Here is a 24868-nt window from a genome sequence, read left to right on the forward strand (position 1 = left end):
GGCCTAGGATGGACTCACCATGGATGACGAGGTGTTCGACGACTACGACCGCGAACTCGAGCTGGCGCTGTACCGCGAGTACCGTGACGTCGTCTCGCAGTTCCAGTACGTGATCGAGACCGAGCGGCGCTTCTACCTCGCGAACGACGTCAGCGTGGTGCGGCACGACACCGAGCACGACTTCTACTTCGAGCTCACGATGACGGACGTCTGGGTGTGGGACATCTATCGCGCCGACCGCTTCGTGAAGTCTGTGCGTGTGCTCACGTTCAAGGACGTCAACATCGAGGAGCTGTCGCGCCCCGATTTCCAGCTGCCCGAGGAGCTCTCGCTCGACGGGAAGTGAGAGGGAGCGGCGCGGACGGCTCATCTGCGCGCCGCCAGCCGCCACCCGGCCGCCGAGGACTCGACGCGCCCGTCGAGCTCGAGGAGACCGAGCTCCGGCCCCACCTCGGCGAACGCCAGGCCGGAGCGGCGGGCGATGTCGGGCAGGTCGCGCCACGAGCGCGCCGAGAGGGCGTCGAGCACGCGCAGCGACTCCGGTCGCTGTCGCTCGGGCGTCGCCGGCGGTCCGTCACGCCAATCGCCCAGCATCTCGAGCACATCGCCCGGCGCGGTCACGCAGGCGGCGTCGTACTCCCGCAGCAGTCGATGGCAACCCTCGGACGCCGCGCTCGTGACGGGGCCGGGGACGGCGCCGAGCGGGCGGCCGAGGGCCGCCGCGTGTCCGGCGGTGTTGAGGGATCCGCTGCGCCATCCTGCCTCGACCACGACCGTCGCGCCGCTGACCGCCGCGATCAGACGGTTGCGCAGGAGGAACCTGAACTTCGTCGGCGTCGTGCCCGGCGGCACCTCGCTCACGATCGCGCCGTGCTCGGCGATGCGGGCGAACAGGTGGGCGTGCGCCGCGGGGTAGACGCGGTCCGCGCCGCCGGCGACGATGGCGATCGTCGCCCCGCCCGCTCCGAGGGCGGCCCGATGGGCTGCGCCGTCGATGCCGTACGCGCCACCCGAGACGATCGTGACGCCCTGGGCGGCGAGATCGCCGGCGAGGTGTCCCGAGACGTGCTCTCCGTAGGGGGTGGCCGCACGCGCGCCGACGAGAGACGCCGAGCGAGCCAGTCTGCCGAGGGTGGAGACGTCTCCGCGCACCCAGAGGGCGACGGGCGCGTGCACGCCGAGGTCGGCGAGCCGTTCCGGCCAGGGATCGCCTTCCGGCGTGATCATGGCGATGCCTCCGCGGGCGGCGCGCCGGGCCGCCTCGGCGTGCGGCGCCGCAGCGAGCCGCGGGTGCCAGCGACGGAGCGCCGTGCGGAGATCGTCCTCGGCGACGCCCGGGACCTCGGCGGGGCGGCCTCCGTCGAGCGCCCTCTCGACCACACGAAGCGCCTCGATCGGCCCGAGCGCGTCGATCAGCGCGCCCGCCACGCCGTCGCCCGGCTCCGCCAGGCCGCTCCACACCGCGCGCGCGGCGATCGTCTCGAGGTCGCCGATGCTGCTGTCGATGGTCGAGACCGCGGCGCGGAGATCACGATCGGACAGGAGACTCACGGCGGTCATGCCGCGATGCCCTTCTTCAGGAAGAGTGCGTGACCGATGTCGGCCGACGAGGGCTCGTCGCGCCCGCCGAGGTCCGCGAGAGTCCACGCGACGCGCAGGATGCGGTCGTAGCCGCGCAGCGTGATCGCACCGCGTTGCAGAGCGGTCTCGAGCGACCGCCGGGCGTCCGCGGAGACGGCGCGTGGCCCCTGACGCAGCCAGGAGCCCGGCACCTCGGCGTTGAGGCGCCAGGGCGTCCCGCGCAGGCGCGCGGCGGCGCGATCCCGTGCCTGCGCCACCCGATCGCGAGCCTCTGCGGTGCTGACGGCCGGTCCGTCCTCCTGCCTGCTGGACGCGACGCGCTGCAGCCGAAGATCGATGTCCAGCCGGTCGAGCAGGGGGCCCGAGAGCTTCGCGAGGTAGCGGCGTACGACGCTGGGCGCGCAGGTGCAGGTGCCGCCGCGAACGCCGAACTCGCCGCAGGGGCACGGGTTCGTCGCCAGGACGAGCTGGAACCGTGCGGGGAACTCCGCGCGGAACCCCGCGCGGTGGATCTCGATGCGCCCCTGCTCGAGGGGCTGCCGCAGCGCATCCAGGACGCCGGAGGGCGCCTCCGCGGCCTCGTCCACGAACAGCACGCCGCGCGAGGCGCGCGCCACGGCGCCGGGCCGCGCCGCACGGGATCCGCCTCCCACGAGCGCCGCGACGGACGCCGAGTGGTGCGGGGCCTCGAAGGGCGGCGTGCGATCGAGTGCCACGATCGGCTCGCCCGCCAGCGACCGGAGCGAGGCGACCTCGAGGGCGGCCGCGTCGTCGAGCGCCGGAAGGATCCCCGGCAGCCTGCGGGCCAGCATCGTCTTGCCGGCCCCCGGCGGCCCCGACATGAGCAGATGATGCCCGCCCGCTGCGGCGGCTATCAGCGCCTCGACGGCGGCCGGCTGTCCGACCACCTCGGCGAGGTCGAGTGGCTCGCCCGGGCGTGCGGCACGGGCATGCGCCGGCACAGGCTCGAGGTCGGGCACCTCGATGTCCGCGCCGTGCCAACGGGCGACCTCTGCGAGCGAGACGGCACCCAGCACCTCGACGTCCGGCACGAGCTGAGCCTCCGCGAGGTTCGCCCGGGGCACGACGAACCGATCGAAGCCACGACCCGCCGCCGCGTGAACGGCGGGGAGCACTCCCGGGACCGGTCGAAGGCGACCGTCCAGCCCGAGCTCGCCGATGTGCACGGTGCGAGCGAGCGACTCGGGCAGCACGAACCCGTCGATCGCGAGAGACGCCACCGCGATCGCGACGTCGAAGCCCGTGCCCTGCTTGGGCAGCCCGGCGGGGGAGAGGTTGACGGTCACCCGTCGGTCGGGCAGGCGCATGTCGCTGTTCTCGCAGGCGTTCATGACGCGGCGCTGGGCCTCGCCCAATGCCTTGTCGCCGAGCCCGATGATCTTGAACTCGGGCTTCTGCGCGGTGATGTCGGCCTCGACCTCGACGAGCTCGCCGCGCAGGCCGGTCAGCGCGACGGCCCATGTGCGGGCGACCCTCATCGCAGCCCCTCCAGGTGCTCGAGGGTGCCGGTGCGGGGATCGCTGCCGACGATGGCGATGGCGTCGACGCGGATCCGTCGTCGCCGTACCAGGCCCGGATGCGCCGCGCACCAGGCGAGCGCGACGCGCCACATCCTGTCGAGCTTGCGGTCGTCGATCGCGGTGAACGGGTGGCCGTACCCGATGCCGCTGCGCGTCTTCACCTCCACGGCGGCCACCCGCGTGCCGCGTGCCGCGACGATGTCGATCTCGCCCTCTGGGCATCGCCAGTTGCGGTCGAGGATCTCGTAGCCGTGTGCGGCCAGGTGCGCCGCGGCGCGGTCCTCACCCGCCCGTCCCAGGTCGTCCTTGCGTGCCATTCCCCGAGCCTCGGCGACCTGCCGTCGCCCGTGGGCCGGTTCTCCCGCCGACTCGAACAACCTCGACGCTCGCGGGCGTGGGAGCGACAGGACACGCGGACCGAGAAGGGGTCTCGAACGGTGCCGTGCTCCGGAAGCGTGCCCGGCGGCGGGCAGGCTGTCGCCGCTGGGCGGGTCGTCGCCTCGCCGCCGCCCGGGGGCGTCAAGCTGGAGGCATGCGGATGACGCAGGCGATCGAGGCGTTCGCGGACCAGCTCGAGAAGGTGCGGCGGCTGTCTCCGGCGACCGTGCGGGCCTACCGCAACGACCTGCGCGACCTTCAGAGGAGCACGGGCGACGCCGAGCTCGTCGAGGTCGATCTGGAGCACCTGCGCGAGTGGCTCTGGCAGGCGACCAAGCGAGGCGACGAGCGCTCCACGCTGGCGCGGCGAACGTCGGCGGCGCGGGCGTTCTTCCGCTGGGCGCACGAGGAGGGACTCATCGACGCGGACCCCGGCCTGCGGCTCGTCGCGCCGAAGCGCGGACGCACGCTGCCGCAGGTCGCCACGGCCGATGCGCTCCGCGACGTGCTCGACGGGCTCGAGCGGGCTGCCGCGGAGGGCGAGCCGGTCGCGTTGCGCGACCATGCGGTGCTCGAGCTGCTGTACGGCTCCGGCGTGCGCGTGTCGGAGCTGTGCGGTCTCGATGTGGACGACCTCGATCTCGACCGCGGCACGGCCCGTGTGCTGGGCAAGGGCGCCAAGGAGCGCGTGGTGCCGTTCGGCGTGCCCGCCCGTCGTGCCGTCGGCGCCTACCTCACCCGTTCGCGTCCCGTCCTGGCGGCCAGGGCCGCCACGTCGTCCGCGTCGCTGTTCCTGGGGGTCCGCGGCGGACGCCTCGGCGCCCGAGCGGTGTACGACCTCGTCGCGCGCGAGGTCGGTCCCGTCGTCGGCTCGAGCGCCGTGGGCCCGCATGCCCTGCGGCATTCGGCTGCCACCCACCTGCTCGACGGCGGGGCCGACCTGCGCGCGGTGCAGGAGCTGCTGGGTCACGCCAGTCTCGGCACGACCCAGATCTACACCCACGTCTCGTCGGAGCGCCTCGCCGCGGCGTACCGGCTCGCCCATCCGCGGGCCTGACGCCCCGTCGCGTCCGCGTCGCCACCGCGGCCGAGCGGGACCATGGAGGTGGCGGGTGCCGCCCGCCGCGATCCGCCTCTCAGGTGCTCCCGCAGCAGGGCAGCAGCACGGCTCGCGGCACGCCGCCGAGGAGCAGCAGGGGGTTCACGTACTGGCCGTCGAGCCGCACGCCGAGGTGCAGCGAGCCGGCCGAGGAGTGCCCGCCGGTCGCGACCTCTCCCACCGGGTGTCCCCGGGCCACCGTGTCGCCGGGGGAGAGGTCGGAGAGCACGGGCTCCAGAGTGGAGACGAGGCCTCCGCCGTGATCGATCGTGACGAGCGGCCTGTCGACGACCGTGCCGACGAAGGCGACCACTCCGGATGCCGGCGCCCGAACCGCTGAGCCGACCGGCGCCGCCAGATCGATGCCGCGGTGGCCAGGACCGTACGCGTGGGAGGGCGCGGCGTACTGCGCCGTGATGCGGACGTCGCCGTCGACGGGCCAGATCCATGGCTCCGCGGATTCGATCCGCGCGTCGGTGCCGGGGTCGGATGCGGTCGCGCTGCCGAAGGCGGCGGTCGGAAGGATGGCCACCGCGGCGGCCAGTATCAGCACGAGCGGGCGGCCGGGTCGGGTCATGGATCCAGCGTGCTCGAGAGGACGCGCGCGGTCCGCGGCCCGGACGCAGCTGGGGAGAACGGGGCCGCGGAGAGGTGCCGTGGAGGACACTCGGAGGCCGCTCGGCCCGTGCCCCGCACCACTCGCCGACCGTCGCGCCGCGCGTCCTCGGCAGGCACGCGCCCTGATACACTGGCAGTCGCATCCCGCATGTCGGGATGACTACGCGTGCCCAGAGCGACGCCCCATCTCCGGATGGAGGTCGCGGCATCCACTCCCAACGGTCCCTCTCGAGGGCGGGAGTGCGCCGGGCGCCAGGCTCGCCGGTCGACCGACCGGCAGATCAACCGAGACGGCACGAAACCGCCCCAGGGCGGCCGTGCCCAGAAACAAGGAGAAAGACCATGGCTGTGGTCACCATCCGCCAGCTGCTCGACAGCGGCGTGCACTTCGGACACCAGACGCGTCGGTGGAACCCGAAGGTGAAGCGCTTCATCCTCACGGAGCGCAGCGGCATCCACATCATCGACCTCCAGCAGTCGCTGACGTACATCGACAAGGCGTACGACTTCGTCAAGGAGACCGTCACCCGCGGCGGCACCGTGCTCTTCGTCGGCACCAAGAAGCAGGCGCAGGAGGTGCTCGCCGAGCAGGCGACCCGCGTCGGCCAGCCCTACGTCAACGAGCGCTGGCTCGGCGGTCTGCTGACCAACTTCCAGACCGTCTCGAAGCGCCTCGCCCGGATGAAGGAGCTCGAGGAGCTCGACTTCGACGACCCGGCCGGCACGGGCTTCACGAAGAAGGAGCTGCTGCTCAAGAAGCGCGAGCTCGACAAGCTGCACAAGTCGCTCGGCGGCATCCGCAACCTCGCGAAGACGCCGTCGGCCCTGTGGGTCGTCGACGCCAAGCGCGAGCACCTTGCGATCGACGAGGCCAAGAAGCTGGGCATCCCGGTGATCGGCATCCTCGACACCAACGTCGACCCCGACGACCTTCAGTACCCGATCCCGGGCAACGACGACGCGATCCGCTCTGTCTCGCTGCTGACGCGCATCATCGCGGACGCCGCGGCCGAGGGGCTGCAGGCCAAGCACAACCCCGAGGGCGACGCCGAGCCGCTCGCCGAGTGGGAGCGCGAGCTGCTCGAGACCCCGGCGGACGCTCCGGCCGAGCAGGAGGCGCCGGCCGCTGACGCCGAGGCCCCCGCCGAGGTCGAGACGCCGGCTGCCGAGGCCGAGGCCGAGGCCCCCGCCGAGGCGGAGACCGCAGCCGCCGAGACCACCGAGAAGTAAGTCGTCCGGATCCGAACCGGATCCACCGAACCTGAGGAGCCAGCACCCATGGCCAACTTCACCATCGCCGACATCAAGGCGCTGCGCGAGCAGCTCGGAACGGGCATGGTCGACACCAAGAAGGCGCTCGAGGAGGCCGACGGAGACGTCGAGAAGGCCACCGAGATCCTTCGTCTCAAGGGCGCGAAGGGCAACGCGAAGCGTGCCGACCGCTCGACGAGCGAGGGCCTGGTCGCCGCTCGCGAGACCGGTGCCAACGTGACGCTGATCGAGCTCGCCTGCGAGACCGATTTCGTCGCGAAGAACGACCGCTTCATCGCGCTGGCGGACAAGGTGGCGGACGCCGCGGCGGCCGTCGCCGCCGACTCGGCCGAGGCCGCGCTGGCCGCCCCTGCGGGCGACCAGACGGTCGAGCAGCTGATCTCGGACGAGGCCGCCATCATCGGCGAGAAGGTCGAGCTGCGTCGCGTGCGCACGCTGTCGGGCGACGCCTTCCAGGTGTACCTGCACAAGACCAGCAAGGACCTGCCGCCGCAGGTCGGCGTCGCCGTCGCCTTCACGGGCGACGACGCCGAGACGGCGCGCAGCATCGCCCAGCACATCTCGTTCGCGAACCCGTCGTACCTGACGCGCGACGAGGTGCCCGAGGCCGAGGTCGAGAAGGAGCGCGAGCTCGTGACCGAGCTCACGCGCCAGGAGGGCAAGCCGGAGGCCGCCCTGCCGAAGATCGTCGAGGGTCGTCTGAACGCCTACTTCAAGCAGGTCGCCCTGCTCGACCAGGCGTACGCGAAGGACGACAAGCAGTCCGTGAAGCAGGTGGCCGACGCCGCCGGCATCACGGTCACCGGCTTCGTCCGCTTCAAGGTCGGCGCGTAAGAGCGTTCCGGGCGCTCTTGCAGCCTGAACCGTAGCGTCTGCGAAGGGGGCTCGGATCCACGGATCCGGGCCCCCTTTCCGCGCGCGGAACCGGGCTCCGCGCCCACCCACGCGCACGGGGTGCTGCCGCCGTCACGGGTAGCGTTAGGTCAGCGACGAGAGGAACACACGTGATCGATGAGAAGACCGGACGCCGCCGCGTCCTGCTGAAGCTCTCCGGCGAGGCCTTCGGCGGCGGCCAGCTGGGTGTGAACCCGGACGTCATCAGCCAGATCGCGCGTGAGATCGCCGCGGCGACCGACGAGGTCGAGGTCGCCGTCGTGGTCGGCGGCGGAAACTTCTTCCGCGGCGCCGAGCTCAGCCAGCGCGGCATGGACCGCGGACGCGCCGACTACATGGGCATGCTCGGCACGGTCATGAACGCGCTCGCGCTGCAGGACTTCCTCGAGCAGGCCGGAGCGGCGACGCGCGTGCAGTCGGCCATCACGATGACGCAGGTCGCCGAGCCCTACATCCCGCGTCGCGCCGTGCGCCACCTCGAGAAGGGCCGCGTGGTGATCTTCGGCGCCGGCGCGGGCCTGCCCTACTTCTCGACCGACACGGTCGCCGCGCAGCGTGCGCTCGAGATCGGGGCCGACGAGGTCCTCGTGGCCAAGAACGGCGTCGACGGCGTCTACACGGCCGACCCCCGCACCGACCCGACCGCGACGCGGCTCGACACCGTCAGCTACTCGGACGCCCTCGTCAAGGGCCTCAAGGTGGTCGACTCGACGGCGTTCAGCCTGTGCATGGACAACCGGATCGACATGCGCGTCTTCGGCATGGAGCCCACCGGTAACGTCACGAAGGCCCTGCGCGGCGACAAGATCGGCACCCTGGTCACCGCCTGACCGGTGGAGCGGAACGACCGCTCTGCGGCGTCGCTCCGCTCCCAGAGCGTGCACAGCGTGCACACTAAACTCTTCAGCAACACCCTCATGAATGGAGTCACCGTGATCGCGGACGTCCTGGCCGAAGCCACCTCCCGCATGGACCGCGCCGTCGAGGCGGCGAAGGAGGACTTCGCGACCGTGCGCACGGGGCGCGCGAACCCGCAGCTGTTCCAGAAGGTCCTCGTCGACTACTACGGCACGCCGACGCCGCTCCAGCAGCTCGCGTCGCTCGCCAACCCGGAGGCGCGCACCCTGCTCGTCACCCCGTACGACAAGTCGGCCCTGCGCGCCATCGAGGAGGCCATCCGCGAGATGCCGAACCTCGGCGCGAACCCCACCAACGACGGCAACCTGCTGCGCATCACGATGCCGGAGCTGACCAGCGAGCGCCGCAAGGAGTTCGTCAAGCTGGTCCGGTCCAAGGGCGAGGACGCCAAGGTCCGCGTCCGCGGCATCCGTCGTCAGATCAAGGACGACCTCGACGCGCTGCGCGACGAGATCGGAGAGGACGAGATCGCGCGCGCCGAGAAGGAGCTCGACGCTCTGACGAAGGCGCACGTGGACAAGATCGACGAGGCCCTCAAGCACAAAGAGGCCGAGCTCCTCGAGGTCTGACCACATGAGCGATGTTCCCGAGGCCGAAGGGGGCGCGCCCGGCGCGACGCCGCCGGAGCCCGCGGCGCCGAGAGGCGAGCACACCGCGGCGTTCCAGGCCAAGTTCCGCGCCGCTCGCAGCGAGTTCGAGCAGCACGCCGCGCACGCCCGCGGCCAGTTCGACGAGGCGAACGAGCGGATCAAGGAGCGCACGGGTCGCGACCTGATCCTCGCGATCGCGATCGGCGTCGCCATCGGCGTCGTCACGGTCTCGTCGCTGGTGTTCGTGAAGTGGACGTTCCTCATCTTCGCCCTGGCGGCGGTGGGGCTGGCGGTGTTCGAGCTCGCTCGCGCCCTGCAGGCCGGCGGGCGCCGCATCGACCTCGCCCCGCAGCTCGCGGTCGTGCCGCTGCTGCTGGTCTCGGCGTACTTCGGCGACCTGTGGCTGCACTGGTCGATGCTGTTCGCGGGCATCGCGCTGGTGGTCGTCTGGCGCCTCATGGCGCAGATGGTCGCGCAGGACGGGCGGGTGTACGCCGACGTGCTCGCCGACGCCGTCGTGAGCGCCTTCGTGCCGGTCTACGTGACGTTCCTGGCGAGCATCGCGCTGGTGCTGCTGCGTGAGGACGGCGGCGAATGGTGGGTCCTGGCGTTCATCATCGTGGTCGTCATCGCGGACACCGGCGCCTATGCCGCCGGCCTGGCGTTCGGCCGACACCCGATGGCTCCGCGGATCAGCCCCAAGAAGACCTGGGAGGGCCTGGCCGGCGCGGTCGTGGCGTCTCTGGCCGCCGGTGCCCTGCTCGCGCAGTTCATGCTCGGGCTGCCGTGGTGGGCAGGCCTGATCATCGGCGCCGTGCTCGTCGGCACGGCCACGGCGGGCGACCTCGGCGAGTCGATGCTCAAGCGCGACCTGGGCATCAAGGACATGAGCTCGTGGCTGCCCGGCCACGGCGGGGTGCTGGACCGGCTCGACAGCATCCTGCCGTCGGCCACCGCGGCGCTCGCCCTGCACCACCTCCTCTCACCGCTGGGAGCAGCATGACCGAGCAGCAGACCGTCCGCACGCAGCCCTTCCCGCTCGCCCAGGGGCGCGAGAAGGGGTACGACCGCGACGCCGTGGACGGGTTCCTCGCCCGGGCCCGCCACGTGTTCGAGGAGGACGGCGTCGCACCCGCCGGAGACGAGCTCGACGCGAGGGCGGTGCGCGAGACGGCCTTCCCGCTTCGGCGCGGCGGATACCAGATCGCCGCGGTCGATGCCGCACTCGGTCGCGTCGAGGACGCGTTCGCCGCGCGCGAGCGAGAGCAGGCGATCGCCGCGATGGGGCCGGAGGCGTGGGTCGAGAGGGCGCGCGCGGACGCCCAGGTCGTGCTGGATCGCATGAGCCGCGCCCGCGGGGAGCGCTTCGATCGCGTGGGGCCGTTCGCCTACGGCTACGCCTCGTCGGAGGTCGACCTGGTGACCGACCGTCTCACCCGCTACTTCGAGTCCGGGGATCCGGTGACGGTCGAGCAGGTGCGCGCGGCGGCGTTCCGCTCGGTGCGGGGCGGTTACCGCGAGGAGCAGGTCGACGCGCTGCTCGACGCGGTCGTCGACGTGATGCTGGCGGTCCGCTGACCGGCCGGTCACGATTCGGTCACGCCCCTTCATGACATCCGCGGGGGAGCCGGGTTACACTCGAAGAACTGTGACTTCCGCCAACGAGACCCGAACCCGCGCGACGGACCAGTCGAGGCAAGCGGTCGTCCCGCTCAAGCGCCAGCCCCACGCGTTGCCCCGGCGACGTGACGCGCGAGCCGCGGTGACGACGCGATCGTCGGCTCCGGTGGCCGTGCGCCTCAGCCGACGCCGCAGCGTGGCGGGCGTCTTCGCCGGTCTGGCTGCGTTCGGGTTCCTCGCCGCCTATCTGGTGCCGACCACCGCGGCCCTCGCAGAGGGCGTGTCCTCGTCGTCGTTCGACGTCGCCGCCGCCGACGCACAGGTGTACTCCGCCGCAGCGGACGTCGTCGCGACCGGTCCGGTGCTCACCGGCGGCTACGCGATGCAGCTGCAGGCGCAGGCAGACGGTGCGCCGCACGTGAAGGCGTCGCTCGAGGAGTGGCTGACGTACGCCGAGGAGAAGTCGGTGGACGTGCCGGACGGCGCCTCCCGCGAAGAGGTCCAGGAGCTCATCGCCGAGGCGGCGACCGCCGCCGAGGAGGCCACCGAGTCGCAGGCCGCGGGCACCTCCGTGATCCAGTCGGCGTTCTACACGGGCGGCGGCGCCCCCGCCGATTGGATGACCGCCGCGGGCATCGCCGAGGGCGACCAGGGGTACGTCGACTACATCGTCTCCCGCGAGAGCGGCTGGAACCCGAACGCGACGAACGCATCGTCCGGCGCCTGCGGGCTGGTCCAGGCGCTGCCGTGCAGCAAGGTTCCCGGCGGCGGCTACGACCCCGTCGCCAACCTGCAGTGGGCGAACGGCTACGCGGTGGGCCGGTACGGCAGCTGGGCGAACGCCTACGCGTTCTGGACCTCCAACCACTGGTGGTAGGCCGCACCGCATGCCTCGCTCGAACCGTCGGCGTCGCGACGGGCGCGACGACGACTCGCTCGATCGGCTGATCGCAGGCTGGCGGCGCACGGAGACCCGTCGCGGACGCGAGTTCTCGGTGCAGCCCGTCTCCGGCGCGCGGTCGGAGAAGACCTACACGTGTCCGGGCTGCGGCGGCTCGATCGGGGTCGGTGTCGCCCACCTCGTCGTGTGGCGGGAGGACGGAGTGTTGGGCTCTGCGGCGGACCTCGCCGCTCGCCGGCACTGGCACACGCACTGCTGGAGGACGGCCTGACGGCCGTGGACGGAGGACGCACATGGAGATCCGCGGAGCCACGCTGCTGCCCGCCGAGCGCACCGAGATCGAGCTGCGCACATCAGACGGGCTGACGCTCGTCGGCGAGCTCGCGGTGCCCGTCGACCACGAGCCGGTGGCCACGCTGGTCACGCTGCACCCTCTGCCCACCCACGGCGGGTTCATGGACTCGCACATCATCCGCAAGGCCGCCGCGCGGCTGCCCGCGCTGGCGGATCTCGCCGTGCTGCGCTTCAACACCCGGGGCACGACCTCGCCGCGCGGCACGAGCGACGGGGCGTTCGGCGACGGGGTCGCCGAGGAGGCCGACGTCGCCGCCGCGATGTCGTTCGTGGCCGAGCGCGGCCTGCCGGCGCCCTGGCTGCTCGGCTGGTCGTTCGGCACCGAGCTCGCGCTGAAGTACGGGCGGCAGCATGACGTCCGCGGAGCGATCCTGCTGTCCCCGCCGCTGCACCGCGCGACCGACGAGGATCTGCGCGGCTGGGCCGGCGACCCGCGTCCGCTGGTCGCGCTGATCCCGGAGTTCGACGACTACCTCCGGCCCGCCGAGGCCGCCGAGCGGTTCTCCGTCGTCCCGCACGCCACCCTGATCCCGGTGGAGGAGGGCAAGCACCTCTGGGTGGGGGAGAAGCAGACGTCTCGTGTGCTGAGCGAGATCGTCGGCGTCGTCAATCCCGCCGCGCTGCCGCTGCCCACCGAGTGGTCCTGACCCTCTGAGGGCCGAGGCCGCCATGACCTGCCGCTCCTGCCAGACGAGGGGCGGCGGTCGGCGACCAGCGAGCGAGCGTCTCAGCGCTCGTTCATACGCGGGATGACCACCTGCCGGTAGATGATCAGGATGCTGGCGGCCACCGGGATCGCGATCAGCGCGCCCAGCAGTCCGAGCAGCGCGCCGCCGGAGAGCGCGGCGACCACGACCACGCCGCCCGGAACCGAGACCGCGCGGCTCATGATGCGCGGCGACAGGACGTACGCCTCGATCTGCATGTAGATCAGGTAGTAGACGGCGGCGATCAGCGCCGTCGTCGGGGATCCGAGCCCCGGGATGAGGCACGTGAGCGCGATGATCGTCGAGCCGGTGATCGTGCCCACCAGCGGGATCATCGAGCCCAGGAAGGCGATCACGGCGAGCACCGCGGGGAAGGGCGCCTGGATGATGTTGAGGAACACCAGGCTCAACGCGCCGTTGATGAGCGCGAGGCTCACCTGGCCCATGACGTAGTAGCCGACGGAGTCGGTGATCTGGTCGGCGAGCGACACGAAGGTGGGACGCTTCGAGGCCGGCGCCAGCTGGTAGATCGCGCGCTTGAGGGACGGCGTCGAGGCCGTGAAGTAGATCATCAGGATCAGCACGATGAAGGCGCCGAACACGCCGTTCGCGACGCCCAGGGTCAGGCCGACGACGCTCTCGCCGATGAGGTCGAGGTTTCCGAGCAGCCAGTCCTGCAGGTTCGAGAAGACCTGGTCGATCGCGTCCGCCTGGAAGTAGACCAGGAGCCATTCGCGGGCGTCGTCCATCCAGGTGCCCTGGTTCACGATGGTCGTGACGCGCTGGACGAGCTGGGTGATCTGCTCGATCAGGACCGGCAGGATGATGAGCACGATCCCGGTGAACAGCCCGAGCACGGCGACGAGCGTGATGAGCACCGCGGCCCAGCGCGGCAGCCGCCGCCGCTCGAGCCAGGACACCACCGGGTCGAGGCCGAGGGCGATGAACAGCGCGGTGCCGACGTAGAGCAGGATCGTCGACAGCGTCTGCACGCTCTGCAGCAGCAGGATTCCCAGCCCCACGCCGAGGGTCGCGACCAGAGCGACACGGAACGGGTTGTGGATCTTCACTCGTCCTCCTGAGGGGCTCTTCCCGGGCGTATCCGCCGGTCACGTCAGGATAGGGGCCACAGCGCTCGGAACCGCGCTACGACCTGCTCGTGGGCGACATTCAGGACGTGTCGCTAGTCTGAGGAGTCGTCCCGCAACGCGCGGGACAGCAGTGCTTCCCGACGGGAGGACGGCCCGTGGCCGGACACCGTCGAGTGTGTCGAGACCCGGCCAACCGTGTGGCGGGTCGTGTGAGGAGTCGGATTCGTGCGTTTCGTCTGGGCGGTCATCGCCTTCGTGCTCGCGGCGGCGCTGATCGGCGCCGGCATCGCGCAGCGCACCGTGTTCCTGGGGCCCGACACCGCCACCGTGCGGATCGACTCGTCGGGCGAGCAGCCCTACACCCTGGTCGACGCCGACGTCTTCCGCGCCCACTCGGGCACGCAGACGCTCGAGATCACCGGCGATGCGCAGGTGTACGCGGCGTACGGGCGCACGGCTGACATGGAGGCGTGGCTCTCCGACGCGCCCTACGCACACGTCACCCTGGACGACGAGGCGACCCAGGCCTCGGCTGTGCCGGAGATCGCGACCGAGGCGTCCGACGGCGAAGGGGACTTCGCAGGACGGGACCCGCGCGGCTCCGACCTGTGGCTGCAGGAATACGAGGCGGACGGCGAGCTGTCCACGCGCCTTCAGCTGCCGGAGGGCGTGAGCGTGCTGATCGCCTCGGACGGCACCGCGCCGGCCCCGTCCGAGGTGTCGATTCAGTGGCCGATCTCGAACGCGACCCCGTGGGCCGGTCCGCTCATCGTGGCGGGGGGTCTGCTGCTGCTGCTGGGGCTGATCCTCTACGCGCTCGGCGTGCGTCATGTGCGGCGCTCCCGCGGACCGCGCCGCAAGGGCGTGGTCATGCCGCCGACCGAGCCGCTCGCCGTGCGCGGCGCTCGATCCCGTGCGGGCGTGGCGGCTCCGGAGCCCCGTAAGGAGATCGGACCGTCCGACGAGGTCGACGCCGATCGGCCGGGCGACGAGCCCACTCCCGACGAGCCGGCGGCAGGCGCCGGCGAGGGGTCCGCGCAGGGACAGCGCCCCGGGACACGACGGGGGAGGCGAGCGCTGATCGCGGTGCCCGCGTTCGGTCTGAGCCTCGCGCTGCTCACCGGCTGCTCTCCCGACATCTGGCCGCAGGTCGCACAGACGCCCACGCCCACCCCGACGCCGACGGTCGTCGCGCCGGAGAACCAGCAGGCGCCGGCGCTGACCGATGCGCAGGCGTCGCGCATCGTCCAGGAGATCTCCGAGACCGTCGCGGCCGCTGACGAGGCGCGCGACATCGATCTCGCCGCCCAGCGGCTCGACGGCGTCGTCCTCGACCTGCGCAAGGTGAACTACGACATCCGCGGCGAGGTCGAGGACTATCCGGCGCCGTCGGCCATCCCCGGGGCAAGCGTGCGCGTGCTGCTCCCGCAGGCGTTCGACGAGTGGCCGCGCTCCGCCATGGTGGTCGTTGAGCCCGACGACGACGAGCAGGCGCCGCCCACCATCCTCACCATCAGCCAGGCCGACCAGTGGGCGGACTACAAGGCGACCAGCATCGCGAGCCTCGAGGCGGCGGTCGAGATCCCGAACCTCGCCCCGTCGTGGCTGGGAGCGGCGCTCGTGCCGCCGGACTCCTCCTTCCTCGCGATCGCGCCGAACGCCCTCGGCGACGCGTACGCGGACATCCTCGCGAACGGAGAGGACAGCGAGTTCGCCTCGCTGTTCGACCTGGACGGCGACATGTTCCGGGTCGCGGTGGAGGAGGCCCGCGCCGAGACGCTCGCCGGGTTCAACGAGACCGCGGCAGAGACGGGCGAGATGCGCTTCGAGCAGAGCGCGGGTCCCGGTGAGCCGCTGGCCCTCGCGACGCTCGAGAGCGGCGCGATCGTCTCGGTCACGGTGGACACGAGGATCGTCACCCGCCCCACCGTGGAGGACGGCGTGGTCAAGTTCGCCGACAACAAGGGCGTCGTGGCGCTCGTCGGCGAGGAGACCTCGACGACCGGCGTGATCGAGACCGCGACCAACCAGCTGTTCTTCTCCGTCCCGGCGCGCGGATCGAGCGAGAAGATCCGCCTGCTCGGCTACGCCTCCGGCCTCAGCGGCGCCCAGCTCATCGAGGACGAGCCCGCCGGGGAAGAACAGTGACCCGCCTTCGCGTTGCACCGTGACGGTGCCGCGCCCTTCAGCCGTGCCGAGTAACCGTCGAAAGGTGACCGATGAGTGACGCCTCCTCCCCGCTGAACGCCGCCGCCCTGCGCGGCGCCGTCGACCTGTCCTCGCTGCGCAACCGGCCCGCGCCGGGCGCCGCGCCCTCCGCTCCCGCATCGTCGGGCGGCTCGTCGTCCCTGGCGTTCGATGCGACGGAGCAGAACTTCGGCGAGGTCCTGGAGCTGTCGCGCCGCGTCCCGGTGGTCGTCGCCCTCTGGTCCCCGCGGAGCGGGCAGGTGGATGCCGGCCTCGAGAGCGCGGTCGTGGCGCAGGGCGGCCGGCTGGTGCTCGCGCGCATTGACGTCGACGCGAACCCGCAGATCCTGCAGGCGTTCCGCCCGCAGTCGATCCCGATGGCGATCGCGTTGATCGGCGGCCAGCCGGTGCCGCTGTTCGCCGGCCCCGCCCCTGTCGAGCAGCTCGGCGACGTGTTCGCGCAGCTGCTGCAGCTGGCCGAGCAGAACGGCGTCACGGGCGCGGTCCCGGCGGAGGGTGTGACGGACGGCGAGGACGCACCGGAGGAGCCGCCGCTGCCCCCTCTGCACGCCGAGGCGTACGCGGCCATCGAGGAGGGCGACTACGACCGCGCTGTCGCGGCGTACGAGAAGGCGCTCAAGGAGAACCCGCGCGACGAGGACGCCCGAGCGGGCCTCGGCCAGGTCAGCCTGCTGGCGCGTGTGCAGGGCATCGACCTGCATGACGCGCGGCAGGCGGCGGCCGCCGCCCCGCGTGACGTGGCGGCGCAGCTCGTCGTCGCCGACCTCGATGTCGCGGGCGGCCACGTCGACGACGCGTTCGACCGGCTGCTCGAGCTGTTCGCGGCGCTGCCGTCCGACGAGCGGGCTCCCGTGCGGGAGCGCCTCGTCGAGCTGTTCGGGGTGGTCGGCGCCGCCGACCCGCGTGTCGTCCGCGCTCGCGGGCGTCTGACCTCGCTGCTGTACTGACCCGGATGTCCCCATCGCGATGAGGGCGACGGATCCGCGGAAGGGCAGCAGATGACGGTCTACCTCGACCACGCCGCCACCACGCCGCTGCGCGCGGAGGCACGGGAGGCCTGGCTCGCGGCTTCCGAGGAGGTCGGCAACCCGTCTTCGATCCATGGGGCGGGCCAGCGCGCCCGGCGCCTGCTGGAGGACGCACGGGACCGCCTCGCTGCGGTGCTCGACTGCCAGCCCATCGAGGTCGTCCTCACCTCCGGCGGCACCGAGTCGGTCAACCTCGCGCTGAAGGGCCTGTGGTGGGCTCGTCGGGACGACGCCGATCTCGTCGTCCTCCCCGACGGAGAGCACCACGCGACGCTCGACACCGTCGCGTGGCTGAGCGAGCACGAGGGCGCCCGCGTCGTGCCCGTCGCCGTCGACGCCGAAGCCAGGATCGCGCCGGAGCGCTTCGGGGCGGCTCTCGGCCCCGACGTCGCGCTGGCGACGGCGCTCGTGGCGAACAACGAGGCCGGCACGGTGAACGACGCCGCTGCGCTGGCGGAACTGGCGGCCTCGCAGAGCGTCCCCCTGCACCTGGACGCCGTCGCGGCGTTCGGGCACGTGCCGGTCTCGTTCCGTGGATGGCGCGCGGAAGCGACGGGACCGTCGGGGCTCGTCGCGCTCAGCGTGTCCGGGCACAAGATCGGAGCGCCGGTCGGCACCGGAGCGCTCGTGGTGTCGCGCGACGCACGCGTGTCGGCCCTGTTGCACGGCGGCGGGCAGCAGCGCTCCCTGCGATCGGGCACCCAGGACGTGGCGGGCGCGACGGCCCTGGCGGTGGCCGCCGAGCTCGCGGAGGCCGAGCGCGAGGCCGAGGCGGCGCGTCTGTCCGGGCTGCGCGACAGGGTCATCGCCGGCGTGCGGGCGAGCGTGCCGGACGCCGTGCTGCTCGGCGACCCGACGCGCAGGCTGCCCGGCAACATCCACCTCCACCTGCCGGGAGCCCCGGGCGAGTCCCTGCTGTATCTCCTCGACCTCGCGGGCATCGCGGCGTCGACGGGATCGGCCTGCCAGGCAGGGGTGCCGGAGCCGTCGCACGTGGTGACGGCCATGGGGCTGGACGAGCGCGCGGCGCGGCAGGTGCTGCGCGTCACGCTCGGCCGCACGACGGTCGCGGGCGACGTCGATGCGCTGCTCGCGGTGCTGCCCGACGCGTACCGCCGGGCCGCCGGGCTCTGAGACGCCGCCCGCAGCGGTCGCCTCAGAAGTCGCGCCAGCGGTCGCCGAACGCCGTCGACAGGATCGCGACGAGATAGAGGCCCGCGGTGACGGCGAGCGCCGCGCTCAGGCCCACCGCGTCGACTCCGAGGCCGGCGACCAGGCTGCCGAGGGGCATGGCGGCGGTCACGCCGGCGGAGATGGCGCCGAGCACACGCGCCCGGATCGCGACGGGGATGAGGCGCAGGAGCGCCGAGTCGATGAGCGGGTTGAGGGGACCGGCAGCGAGGCCCGACACGACGAGGACGGCGACGACGACCGGGAACGGCGGCGCGAGCGCCAGGACGAGATACGGCGGCACGCCTCCGACGAGGAACAGCACGACGTACAGCGCGTGGCGGGGGACACGGTCGCCCACGAGGCCGTAAAGGGCGGCGCCCGCCAGCGCGCCGCCAGCGGAGCAGGCGATCATGACGCCGAGCGCGGCGCCGTCGTCTCCGAGGTCGGCGGCGTACAGGGGCTTCAGCACCGTGAGGCCCGCGACGTCGATCGCGTTCGTCAGGACGACCATGACGACCACCGCCCGCACGAGGGGCGTGCGCAGCACGAACCGGACGCCCAGGGTGAGAGCCCGCCACCCCTCGGCGGGGGTCCCGGCGCCGTCGGCCGGCACGGGCAGCGCGACGCGAGGGATCCACAGGACCGTCAGGACGATCGCCGACGCGAAGGCCGCAGCCGTCACGAGCATCGCGACGGCCGCCCCCGCCGTGGCCACGAGCGTCCCTGCCAGGGCGGCGCCGAGGAGCGTCGCCGTGCGTGACACGGTGGCCTGCGCCGCCGCGGCCCGCGCGAGCGGGATCCGCGCGAGGTCGCACAGCTCGGGCAGCTGGCTCGACCGCGCGGCGTTGCCGGGGGCGTCGAGCAGGTTCGACAGGAACACCAGACCCAGCAGCGCACCGAGGGGGAGCGCGTCGACCGCGGCCAGCACGGGGATCGCGAGGACCGTGAGGCCGCTCGCGGCATCCGCCAGGATGCTGGCACGGCGGAAGCCGAGACGGTCCACGACCACGCCGCCGAGGAGACCGCCGATCATCAGAGGCAGGGTCGCCACGACCCCCGCCGCGGCCACCGCCCAGGGCGTGCCGGCGATCTGCAGAGCCAGCAGCGGCACCGCGACCACCGTGACGGCGTTGCCGGTACGCGATGCCCCGTCCGCCGCCAGCAGCGCGACGAGCGGCGTCCTGCGTCGTGCCGTCATCCGGTCCTCGGTCACGGCTGGCGGAAGGCCGCGTAGATGACGCGCACCGGTCGTGCGTCGGCGCGGTCCCGATCGCCGCGCTCGTGCCACCGCGCCGCCAGCGCCTCCAGCTCGTCACTCAGCTCGCGCAGCTCGTCGGGCGTGAGCCACGCGTGGTCGTCGCCGATGGTGGCGGCGGCGATCCACTCCGGTTGCAGGGTCTCCTCCGCCTCGAGGTACGCCAGCTCGTCCGCGGCGTACCGCTGCACGATCGCCTGCCGCATGGCGCGGCCCGCGACGCGCTGCTCCGGGTCCGCCTGGAGATCGATCGGCTCGAAGGCCGTGGTCTCGGCGGACGCCCGCCACCAGCGCTCCCGTCCGTCGCGTGCGAGATCCGGCGCCTGCTCCACGAAACCGTGGCGCTCGAGCGTGCCGAGGTGGTAGCTGATGGACCCCGGGGCGGCGTCGAGCCTCTCGCTCAGCGCTCCGACGGGTTGCGGACCCTCCATCCGCAGCGAGCCGACGATGCGCAGGCGCAGGGGGTGCGCGAGCGCTCTCAGGGCGGAGGGGTCGGACACGTGGACGCGGGTGCGCGAGGTCATGTCTGCACGCTAGTCCCACAATGAATGTTGTGCAACGGTTCTTGTGTAATTCTCGATCGACGCCCGAGATGCCGGCCGCGCCCAGCCGCTGGCAAATACACTGGAGGCATGCGGATCCTTGCGGCCATGAGCGGTGGAGTGGACTCCGCCGTCGCCGCCGCCCGCGCGGTGGAGGCGGGCCACGACGTGGTGGGCGTGCATCTCGCGCTGTCGCGTGCGGGCGGGACGCTGCGAGCGGGAAGCCGCGGGTGCTGCACGGTCGAGGACGCCATGGACGCCCGACGCGTGGCCGACCGTCTCGGCATCCCGTTCTACGTCTGGGACTTCTCCGAGCGCTTCCGCGACGACGTGATCGACGACTTCGTGGCGGAGTATCAGGCCGGGCGCACGCCGAACCCCTGCATGCGCTGCAACGAGCGCATCAAGTTCGCTGCGCTGCTCGAGCGCGCGCTGGAGCTGGGCTTCGACGCGGTCTGCACCGGCCACTACGCGATCCTGCGGGAAGGCGAGCGCGGTCTCGAGCTGCACCGATCGAGCGAAGAGGCGAAGGACCAGTCGTACGTGCTGGGCGTGCTGACCGCCGAGCAGCTGGCCCACACCTACTTCCCCCTGGGCGAGACGCCGTCGAAGGCGCTGGTCCGAGCAGAGGCCGAGGCGAGGGGCCTGACCGTCGCGTCGAAGCCGGACAGCTACGACATCTGCTTCATCCCCGACGGCGACACGCGAGGCTGGCTGGCGGATCGCGTCGGCGCTGCGCCCGGCGAGATCCTCGACCGCTCGGGCGAGGTCGTCGGCAGCCATGACGGCGCCCACGCGTTCACCGTCGGGCAGCGCAAGGGGTTGCGGCTGGGCGTGCCGGCGCCGGACGGCAAGCCGCGCTTCGTGCTCGAGGTGCGCCCGGTGACCAACACCGTGGTCGTCGGCCCGCGGGAGGCGCTCGCCGTCGGCGAGCTCGCGGGCTCCCGCTACACCTGGGCCGGCGCGGAGCCCGACGATGCCCGCGAGGCGTTCGTGTGCGACGTGCAGGTGCGCGCGCACGCCGACCCGGTGCCGGCGACGGCCGTCGTCCGGGACGGCGAGCTGTCGGTGGTGCCGGACGAGCCGCTGCACGGCGTGGCGCCGGGCCAGACGGCGGTGCTCTACGACGGCACGCGCGTGATCGGGCAGTGCACGATCGACCGCACCGTCTCCGCCGCGCCGGTGCCGGCCTAGCGGCTCGCCCGGGGCGGCGCAAGCCACCGGGAATGTCGGCGCCGCTTCGTAGACTTGAGCCGTGGCCGACCGTGTGAAAGACCTTCCCGACCTCACGCTCGACGAGGCTCGCGCGGAGGCCGACGAGCTGACGGAGCGCATCCTCGAGGCGAAGGACGCGTACTACGGTCGCGACACGTCCCTGGTCGACGACGCGACGTACGACGGCTGGCTCCGCAGGCTCGAGGCCATCGAGCGCGCGCACCCCGAACTGGCGGGGCAGGACTCGCCGACGAGGATGGTCGGCGCCGCCGAGACCACGGCGTTGGCGACGATCGAGCACGCCGAGCGGATGCTCAGCCTCGACAACGTGTTCTCGGTCGACGAGCTGCGGGAATGGTCGCTCAAGACCCAGGACGCCGCGGGGCGCGAGGTCGCGTGGCTGACCGAGCTGAAGATCGACGGCCTGGCGATCAGCCTACGGTACGAGCACGGCGCGCTGACCTCCGCCGCCACCCGCGGCGACGGGCGGGTCGGCGAGATCGTGACCGACAACGCACTGCGGCTGGCGGACATCCCCGAGCGTCTGTCCGGCGAGGGGCATCCGGCGATCGTCGAGGTGCGCGGCGAGGTGTTCATCCCGGTCGCCGCGTTCGAGCGGCTCAACGCGTTGCAGGCCGAGCTCCGCGACCGCGCGGTCGCCGAGGCGCGGGAGCGTGCCGAAGGGCGCAAGGCCGGCAGGGATTTCGACGAGGAGCGAGCTCAGACCGCCGCGGCGCGTCGCTTCCCGGCGTTCGCCAACCCGCGCAACGCCGCGAGCGGCGGGCTGCGTCAGCAGCTCGAGAAGAAGAGCGGGCTCGAGCTCGAGTCGGCGCTCGCCCGCATCGGCTCGCTGCGGCTCTACGTGCACGGCATCGGCGCGTGGCCCGATCCGCCCGTCTCGGCGCAGAGCGAGGTCTACTCGCTGCTGTCCCAGTGGGGGCTGCCCACGAGCCCGCACAACAAGGTCTGCCGGGGCATCGACGAGGTCGTCTCGTTCGTCGAGCACTTCGGCGAGAACCGCCACTCCGTCGAGCACGAGCTCGACGGCATCGTCATCAAGGTCGACGAGCTCGCGCTGCACGACGAGCTCGGCGCGACCAGCAGAGCACCTCGTTGGGCGATCGCGTACAAGTACCCGCCCGAGGAGGTCCACACGCGCCTGCTCGACATCGTGGTGTCGGTGGGGCGCACGGGCCGGGCGACGCCGTTCGCGATCATGGAGCCGGCGCACGTCGCCGGCAGCGTCGTGCGCCAGGCCACTCTGCACAACCAGGACGTGGTGAAGGCGAAGGGCGTCCTCATCGGCGACGTCGTCGTGCTGCGCAAGGCGGGCGACGTCATCCCCGAGGTGCTGGGACCGGTGGTCGACCGCCGGGACGGCAGCGAGCGCGCGTTCGTGATGCCGGACGACTGCCCGGAGTGCGGCACGCCCCTGCGGCCGATGAAGGAGGGCGACATCGACCTCCGGTGCCCGAACCCGAAGGACTGCCCGGCGCAGGTGCGCGGGCGCGTGGAACACGTCGGATCCCGCGGCGCCCTCGACATCGAGGCCCTCGGCGAGGTGACCGCTGCGGCCCTGACACAGCCGAGCTCGCCGGCGGAGCCGCCGCTGCGCACCGAGGCGGGCCTGTTCGATCTCAGCCTCGAGCGCCTGTTCCCGATCGACGTCGTCGTCAGGGACGCGGAGACGGGCCTGCCCCGCGAGGACGCGTCGGGCAAGGCGAAGTCGCGCAGCCCCTTCCGCCGCAAGCGTCGGCTCAGCGGCAAGGACGCCGATCCGGCGTTCGACCCCGACGGGCCGTTCGACGGCGACGCGTCGCACATCGTGTCCTCGCAGGCGGTGAAGCTGCTCGACGAACTCGAGAAGGCCAAGACGAAGGAGCTGTGGCGCGTCCTCGTCTCGCTGAACATCCGCCACGTCGGCCCGGTCGCCGCGCGCGCGCTGGCCGCCTACTTCGGGTCGCTCGACGCGATCCGCTCGGCCACGCGCGACGAGCTCGCGGCCGTCGAGGGCGTCGGCGGGATCATCGCCGACTCGCTGCTCGACTGGTTCGAGGCCGACTGGCACCGCGAGATCGTCGAGCAGTGGGGCGCGGCGGGCGTCCGCTTCGACACCCCCGGGCATCCCGGCCCCGGCGCCGCGGTGGGCGAGGACGGCGTGCTGGCGGGTCTCACGGTCGTCGCCACGGGATCGCTCGAGGGCTACACGCGAGAAGAGGCCCAGGAAGCGATCGTCCAGGCCGGTGGCAAGGCGGCGTCGAGCGTGAGCAAGAAGACCGACTTCGTCGCCGCCGGGCCGGGTGCCGGATCCAAGCTCGCCAAGGCCGAGCAGCTGGGCGTGCGGATCCTCGACGCCGCGCAGTTCCACCTGCTCGTCACCGAGGGGCCGGCGGGGCTGCCGGCGCCCGAGGACGAGCCGGCCGCCGAATAGGCTCGGAGCATGGATCAGCGCACCCTCGGACGCACCGGCCGCGACGTCTCCGTCGTCGGTCTCGGCACCTGGCAGCTCGGCGGCGACTGGGGGAGGGTCGAGCAGGGCGAGGGGCTCGCGGTGCTCGACGCGGCGTACGAGGCCGGGGTCACCTTCTTCGACACCGCCGACGTTTATGGCGACGGCCGCAGCGAGCAGACGATCGGACGGTGGCGGCAGGCGAACCCGGGAGCGGAGGTCGTCGTCGCCACGAAGATGATCCGTCGATCCGCCGGCCACGACCTCGAGGCGGCGACGGCGGAGAACTTCCGCGCCTGGACCGATCGATCGCGTCGCAACCTCGGAGTGGACACCCTCGACCTCGTGCAGCTGCACTGCCCAACGAGCGAGGTCTACGGGGCGGACCGGGTGTTCGACGACCTCGACGCGTTGGTGTCCGACGGTGCGATCGCCGCGTATGGAGTGAGCGTCGAGACGGTCGCGGAGGCGCTGCGGGCGATCGAGCGACCCGGCGTGGCGAGCGTGCAGATCATCCTCAACGCCTTCCGCCGCAAGCCGCTCGACGACGCGCTGCCCGCAGCCTCGGCAGCCGGGGTCGGCGTCATCGCACGTGTCCCGCTGGCCAGCGGTCTGCTGAGCGGGCGATACACGCGCGAGACGACGTTCTCGGACGACGACCATCGCGTCTACAACCGTCACGGCGAGGCGTTCGACGTGGGCGAGACGTTCTCCGGCGTCGACTACGACACCGGCGTCGACGCGGCACAGCGCTTCGCGGCGCTCGCTCGCGAAGCGGGTCTCGAGCCCGCGGCGGCGGCGCTGGCGTGGGTGGCGCAGCAGCCCGGCGTGACGACGGTCATCCCGGGCGCGCGAAACCCCGAGCAGGCGCGGGCGAACGCCGCTGCCGGCTCGATCGCGCCGCTGCCGCAGGACTTCCTCGAGGGCGTGCGCGACCTCTACGACGAAGCGATCCGGCCCCTGGTCCACGACCGCTGGTGAGCGAGTCCCGTGGCTCGGGCGAGGCGGTCTCGATCGGTCCGGCGACGCCCGCCGACCTGAGGCTGCTCGCCGACATCGAGCGCGCCGCCGATGCACTGTTCGATACGATCCTCGGCGGTATCTGCTGGGACGAGTCGCCGACCGGCGTTCAGCGCGCAGCGGACGGAGGATTCATCCTGACCGCTGTCGTCGCGGGGGTCGTCATCGGCTTCTCCCACGTCCTCGAGCCGCCTGGGGATCCTCATCTCGAACAGCTGGCCGTGCATCCCCGCTGATCCGAGGAATGCCTCCTCGTATGTGCGCCACCGCGGAGGAACGGCGTCCGCCCGATCGAGGAGAAGCACCGGGCGGAGGCCGCCTCGCGCAGAGACGTCCGCGACTCTGCACATCTCCTCGATCCCTGCGCGGCGGCTCCGCCTCGTTGCGCCCGAGAGAGGATCCTGCGTCGCGGGG

25 protein-coding genes are annotated in these 24868 nt (G+C 72.5%); 18 read left to right on the top strand and 7 right to left on the bottom strand.

Annotation, left to right across the window (positions count from 1 at the left end):
• Positions 1-19: 19 nt before the first annotated feature.
• A complete protein-coding gene (locus K5S26_RS05395) occupies positions 20-346 on the top strand; it encodes a DUF2469 domain-containing protein (RefSeq protein ID WP_221856676.1) in 327 nt (108 codons plus the stop codon).
• A gap of 20 nt (positions 347-366) precedes the next feature.
• On the opposite strand, the gene dprA is transcribed toward K5S26_RS05395, so the two are convergent.
• The 3 genes from dprA to K5S26_RS05410 are packed head-to-tail and all read right to left on the bottom strand — an operon-like array spanning position 367 to position 3439.
• Positions 367-1560 carry a DNA-processing protein DprA gene (dprA, locus tag K5S26_RS05400; RefSeq protein WP_221856677.1) on the bottom strand — a complete coding sequence of 398 codons (1194 nt, stop codon included), beginning with the start codon at positions 1558-1560 and terminating at the stop codon, positions 367-369.
• Positions 1557-3080 carry a YifB family Mg chelatase-like AAA ATPase gene (locus K5S26_RS05405; RefSeq protein ID WP_221856679.1) on the bottom strand — a complete coding sequence of 508 codons (1524 nt, stop codon included), beginning with the start codon at positions 3078-3080 and terminating at the stop codon, positions 1557-1559. Before K5S26_RS05405 ends, dprA begins: the two co-directional genes overlap by 4 nt.
• The gene (locus K5S26_RS05410; RefSeq protein ID WP_221856681.1) at positions 3077-3439 is read right to left on the bottom strand and encodes a YraN family protein; all 363 of its coding nucleotides are present in this window, start codon (positions 3437-3439) and stop codon (positions 3077-3079) included. The genes K5S26_RS05405 and K5S26_RS05410 overlap by 4 nt, the downstream gene beginning before the upstream one ends.
• A 215-nt stretch (positions 3440-3654) precedes the next feature.
• Between K5S26_RS05410 and K5S26_RS05415 the strand changes: the two genes are divergently transcribed.
• Positions 3655-4557: a tyrosine recombinase XerC gene (locus K5S26_RS05415; protein ID WP_221856683.1), complete on the top strand. Its 903-nt coding sequence runs from the start codon at positions 3655-3657 to the stop codon at positions 4555-4557.
• A 79-nt stretch (positions 4558-4636) separates the two neighbouring features.
• Here K5S26_RS05415 and K5S26_RS05420 read toward each other — a convergent pair whose 3' ends face one another.
• The gene (locus K5S26_RS05420; protein ID WP_221856685.1) at positions 4637-5176 is read right to left on the bottom strand and encodes a murein hydrolase activator EnvC family protein; all 540 of its coding nucleotides are present in this window, start codon (positions 5174-5176) and stop codon (positions 4637-4639) included.
• Between the two features lie 383 nt (positions 5177-5559).
• Between K5S26_RS05420 and rpsB the strand changes: the two genes are divergently transcribed.
• The 9 genes from rpsB to K5S26_RS05465 all read left to right on the top strand — a co-directional run bounded on the left by rpsB (position 5560) and on the right by K5S26_RS05465 (position 12413).
• Positions 5560-6447, top strand: coding sequence for a 30S ribosomal protein S2 (rpsB, locus tag K5S26_RS05425; RefSeq protein WP_221856686.1), 888 nt, complete (start codon positions 5560-5562; stop codon positions 6445-6447).
• A gap of 48 nt (positions 6448-6495) precedes the next feature.
• The gene (tsf, locus tag K5S26_RS05430; protein WP_221856688.1) at positions 6496-7323 is read left to right on the top strand and encodes a translation elongation factor Ts; all 828 of its coding nucleotides are present in this window, start codon (positions 6496-6498) and stop codon (positions 7321-7323) included.
• 170 nt (positions 7324-7493) lie between these two features.
• Positions 7494-8213 carry a UMP kinase gene (gene pyrH, locus K5S26_RS05435; RefSeq protein ID WP_221856690.1) on the top strand — a complete coding sequence of 240 codons (720 nt, stop codon included), beginning with the start codon at positions 7494-7496 and terminating at the stop codon, positions 8211-8213.
• A 102-nt stretch (positions 8214-8315) separates the two neighbouring features.
• Positions 8316-8870 carry a ribosome recycling factor gene (gene frr / locus K5S26_RS05440; protein ID WP_221856830.1) on the top strand — a complete coding sequence of 185 codons (555 nt, stop codon included), beginning with the start codon at positions 8316-8318 and terminating at the stop codon, positions 8868-8870.
• A 4-nt stretch (positions 8871-8874) separates the two neighbouring features.
• Positions 8875-9894, top strand: coding sequence for a phosphatidate cytidylyltransferase (locus K5S26_RS05445; protein ID WP_221856692.1), 1020 nt, complete (start codon positions 8875-8877; stop codon positions 9892-9894).
• Complete coding sequence (locus K5S26_RS05450; RefSeq protein WP_221856695.1) at positions 9891-10469, top strand: DivIVA domain-containing protein; 579 nt, start codon at positions 9891-9893, stop codon at positions 10467-10469. The genes K5S26_RS05445 and K5S26_RS05450 overlap by 4 nt, the downstream gene beginning before the upstream one ends.
• A gap of 184 nt (positions 10470-10653) precedes the next feature.
• Positions 10654-11388: an aggregation-promoting factor C-terminal-like domain-containing protein gene (locus tag K5S26_RS05455; RefSeq protein WP_221856696.1), complete on the top strand. Its 735-nt coding sequence runs from the start codon at positions 10654-10656 to the stop codon at positions 11386-11388.
• Positions 11389-11398: 10 nt separating this feature from the next.
• Entirely contained in the window at positions 11399-11683 is a 285-nt protein-coding gene (locus K5S26_RS05460; protein WP_221856698.1) for an Rv1322 family protein, read from the top strand.
• A 22-nt stretch (positions 11684-11705) separates the two neighbouring features.
• Complete coding sequence (locus K5S26_RS05465) at positions 11706-12413, top strand: alpha/beta hydrolase (RefSeq protein ID WP_221856699.1); 708 nt, start codon at positions 11706-11708, stop codon at positions 12411-12413.
• Positions 12414-12493: 80 nt separating this feature from the next.
• On the opposite strand, the gene K5S26_RS05470 is transcribed toward K5S26_RS05465, so the two are convergent.
• Positions 12494-13543: an AI-2E family transporter gene (locus tag K5S26_RS05470; RefSeq protein WP_221856701.1), complete on the bottom strand. Its 1050-nt coding sequence runs from the start codon at positions 13541-13543 to the stop codon at positions 12494-12496.
• A 246-nt stretch (positions 13544-13789) separates the two neighbouring features.
• Between K5S26_RS05470 and K5S26_RS05475 the strand changes: the two genes are divergently transcribed.
• From K5S26_RS05475 to K5S26_RS05485, 3 genes are all read left to right on the top strand, one after another.
• On the top strand, positions 13790-15712 hold the full coding sequence (locus K5S26_RS05475) for a DUF8094 domain-containing protein (RefSeq protein ID WP_221856703.1): 1923 nt from the start codon (positions 13790-13792) through the stop codon (positions 15710-15712).
• Between the two features lie 71 nt (positions 15713-15783).
• Positions 15784-16719, top strand: a complete 936-nt coding sequence (locus K5S26_RS05480; RefSeq protein WP_221856705.1) for a tetratricopeptide repeat protein — start codon at positions 15784-15786, stop codon at positions 16717-16719.
• A 51-nt stretch (positions 16720-16770) separates the two neighbouring features.
• Positions 16771-17934 carry a cysteine desulfurase family protein gene (locus tag K5S26_RS05485; RefSeq protein WP_221856707.1) on the top strand — a complete coding sequence of 388 codons (1164 nt, stop codon included), beginning with the start codon at positions 16771-16773 and terminating at the stop codon, positions 17932-17934.
• A 22-nt stretch (positions 17935-17956) separates the two neighbouring features.
• On the opposite strand, the gene K5S26_RS05490 is transcribed toward K5S26_RS05485, so the two are convergent.
• Positions 17957-19171 (bottom strand): MFS transporter, encoded by a 1215-nt coding sequence (locus K5S26_RS05490; RefSeq protein ID WP_221856709.1) that lies wholly within the window; start codon positions 19169-19171, stop codon positions 17957-17959.
• A gap of 11 nt (positions 19172-19182) precedes the next feature.
• On the bottom strand, positions 19183-19752 hold the full coding sequence (locus K5S26_RS05495) for a winged helix-turn-helix domain-containing protein (RefSeq protein ID WP_221856710.1): 570 nt from the start codon (positions 19750-19752) through the stop codon (positions 19183-19185).
• Between the two features lie 108 nt (positions 19753-19860).
• Between K5S26_RS05495 and mnmA the strand changes: the two genes are divergently transcribed.
• The 4 genes from mnmA (at position 19861) to K5S26_RS05515 (ending at position 24690) form a co-directional block, all read left to right on the top strand.
• Positions 19861-20964 (top strand): tRNA 2-thiouridine(34) synthase MnmA, encoded by a 1104-nt coding sequence (mnmA, locus tag K5S26_RS05500; protein ID WP_221856712.1) that lies wholly within the window; start codon positions 19861-19863, stop codon positions 20962-20964.
• A 61-nt stretch (positions 20965-21025) separates the two neighbouring features.
• Complete coding sequence (gene ligA, locus K5S26_RS05505) at positions 21026-23416, top strand: NAD-dependent DNA ligase LigA (protein WP_221856714.1); 2391 nt, start codon at positions 21026-21028, stop codon at positions 23414-23416.
• A gap of 9 nt (positions 23417-23425) precedes the next feature.
• Positions 23426-24415: an aldo/keto reductase gene (locus tag K5S26_RS05510; protein WP_221856716.1), complete on the top strand. Its 990-nt coding sequence runs from the start codon at positions 23426-23428 to the stop codon at positions 24413-24415.
• Positions 24412-24690 carry a hypothetical protein gene (locus K5S26_RS05515; RefSeq protein ID WP_221856718.1) on the top strand — a complete coding sequence of 93 codons (279 nt, stop codon included), beginning with the start codon at positions 24412-24414 and terminating at the stop codon, positions 24688-24690. The genes K5S26_RS05510 and K5S26_RS05515 overlap by 4 nt, the downstream gene beginning before the upstream one ends.
• The last annotated feature ends 178 nt before the right edge of the window (positions 24691-24868 follow it).

Source organism: Microbacterium marinilacus (genome assembly GCF_019753765.1).
Classification (GTDB): Bacteria; Actinomycetota; Actinomycetes; order Actinomycetales; family Microbacteriaceae; genus Microbacterium; species Microbacterium marinilacus.

Coding starts and splice junctions, on each gene's coding strand:
- K5S26_RS05420 (WP_221856685.1), bottom strand. CDS start 5,176: ATGACCCGACCCGGCCGCCCGCTCGTGCTGATACTGGCCGCCGCGGTG.
- K5S26_RS05395 (WP_221856676.1), top strand. CDS start 20: ATGGATGACGAGGTGTTCGACGACTACGACCGCGAACTCGAGCTGGCG.
- K5S26_RS05510 (WP_221856716.1), top strand. CDS start 23,426: ATGGATCAGCGCACCCTCGGACGCACCGGCCGCGACGTCTCCGTCGTC.
- K5S26_RS05485 (WP_221856707.1), top strand. CDS start 16,771: ATGACGGTCTACCTCGACCACGCCGCCACCACGCCGCTGCGCGCGGAG.
- K5S26_RS05490 (WP_221856709.1), bottom strand. CDS start 19,171: ATGACGGCACGACGCAGGACGCCGCTCGTCGCGCTGCTGGCGGCGGAC.
- mnmA (WP_221856712.1), top strand. CDS start 19,861: ATGCGGATCCTTGCGGCCATGAGCGGTGGAGTGGACTCCGCCGTCGCC.
- K5S26_RS05460 (WP_221856698.1), top strand. CDS start 11,399: ATGCCTCGCTCGAACCGTCGGCGTCGCGACGGGCGCGACGACGACTCG.
- K5S26_RS05445 (WP_221856692.1), top strand. CDS start 8,875: ATGAGCGATGTTCCCGAGGCCGAAGGGGGCGCGCCCGGCGCGACGCCG.
- K5S26_RS05480 (WP_221856705.1), top strand. CDS start 15,784: ATGAGTGACGCCTCCTCCCCGCTGAACGCCGCCGCCCTGCGCGGCGCC.
- K5S26_RS05465 (WP_221856699.1), top strand. CDS start 11,706: ATGGAGATCCGCGGAGCCACGCTGCTGCCCGCCGAGCGCACCGAGATC.
- K5S26_RS05495 (WP_221856710.1), bottom strand. CDS start 19,752: ATGACCTCGCGCACCCGCGTCCACGTGTCCGACCCCTCCGCCCTGAGA.
- K5S26_RS05450 (WP_221856695.1), top strand. CDS start 9,891: ATGACCGAGCAGCAGACCGTCCGCACGCAGCCCTTCCCGCTCGCCCAG.
- tsf (WP_221856688.1), top strand. CDS start 6,496: ATGGCCAACTTCACCATCGCCGACATCAAGGCGCTGCGCGAGCAGCTC.
- K5S26_RS05405 (WP_221856679.1), bottom strand. CDS start 3,080: ATGAGGGTCGCCCGCACATGGGCCGTCGCGCTGACCGGCCTGCGCGGC.
- K5S26_RS05410 (WP_221856681.1), bottom strand. CDS start 3,439: ATGGCACGCAAGGACGACCTGGGACGGGCGGGTGAGGACCGCGCCGCG.
- K5S26_RS05415 (WP_221856683.1), top strand. CDS start 3,655: ATGCGGATGACGCAGGCGATCGAGGCGTTCGCGGACCAGCTCGAGAAG.
- rpsB (WP_221856686.1), top strand. CDS start 5,560: ATGGCTGTGGTCACCATCCGCCAGCTGCTCGACAGCGGCGTGCACTTC.
- dprA (WP_221856677.1), bottom strand. CDS start 1,560: ATGACCGCCGTGAGTCTCCTGTCCGATCGTGATCTCCGCGCCGCGGTC.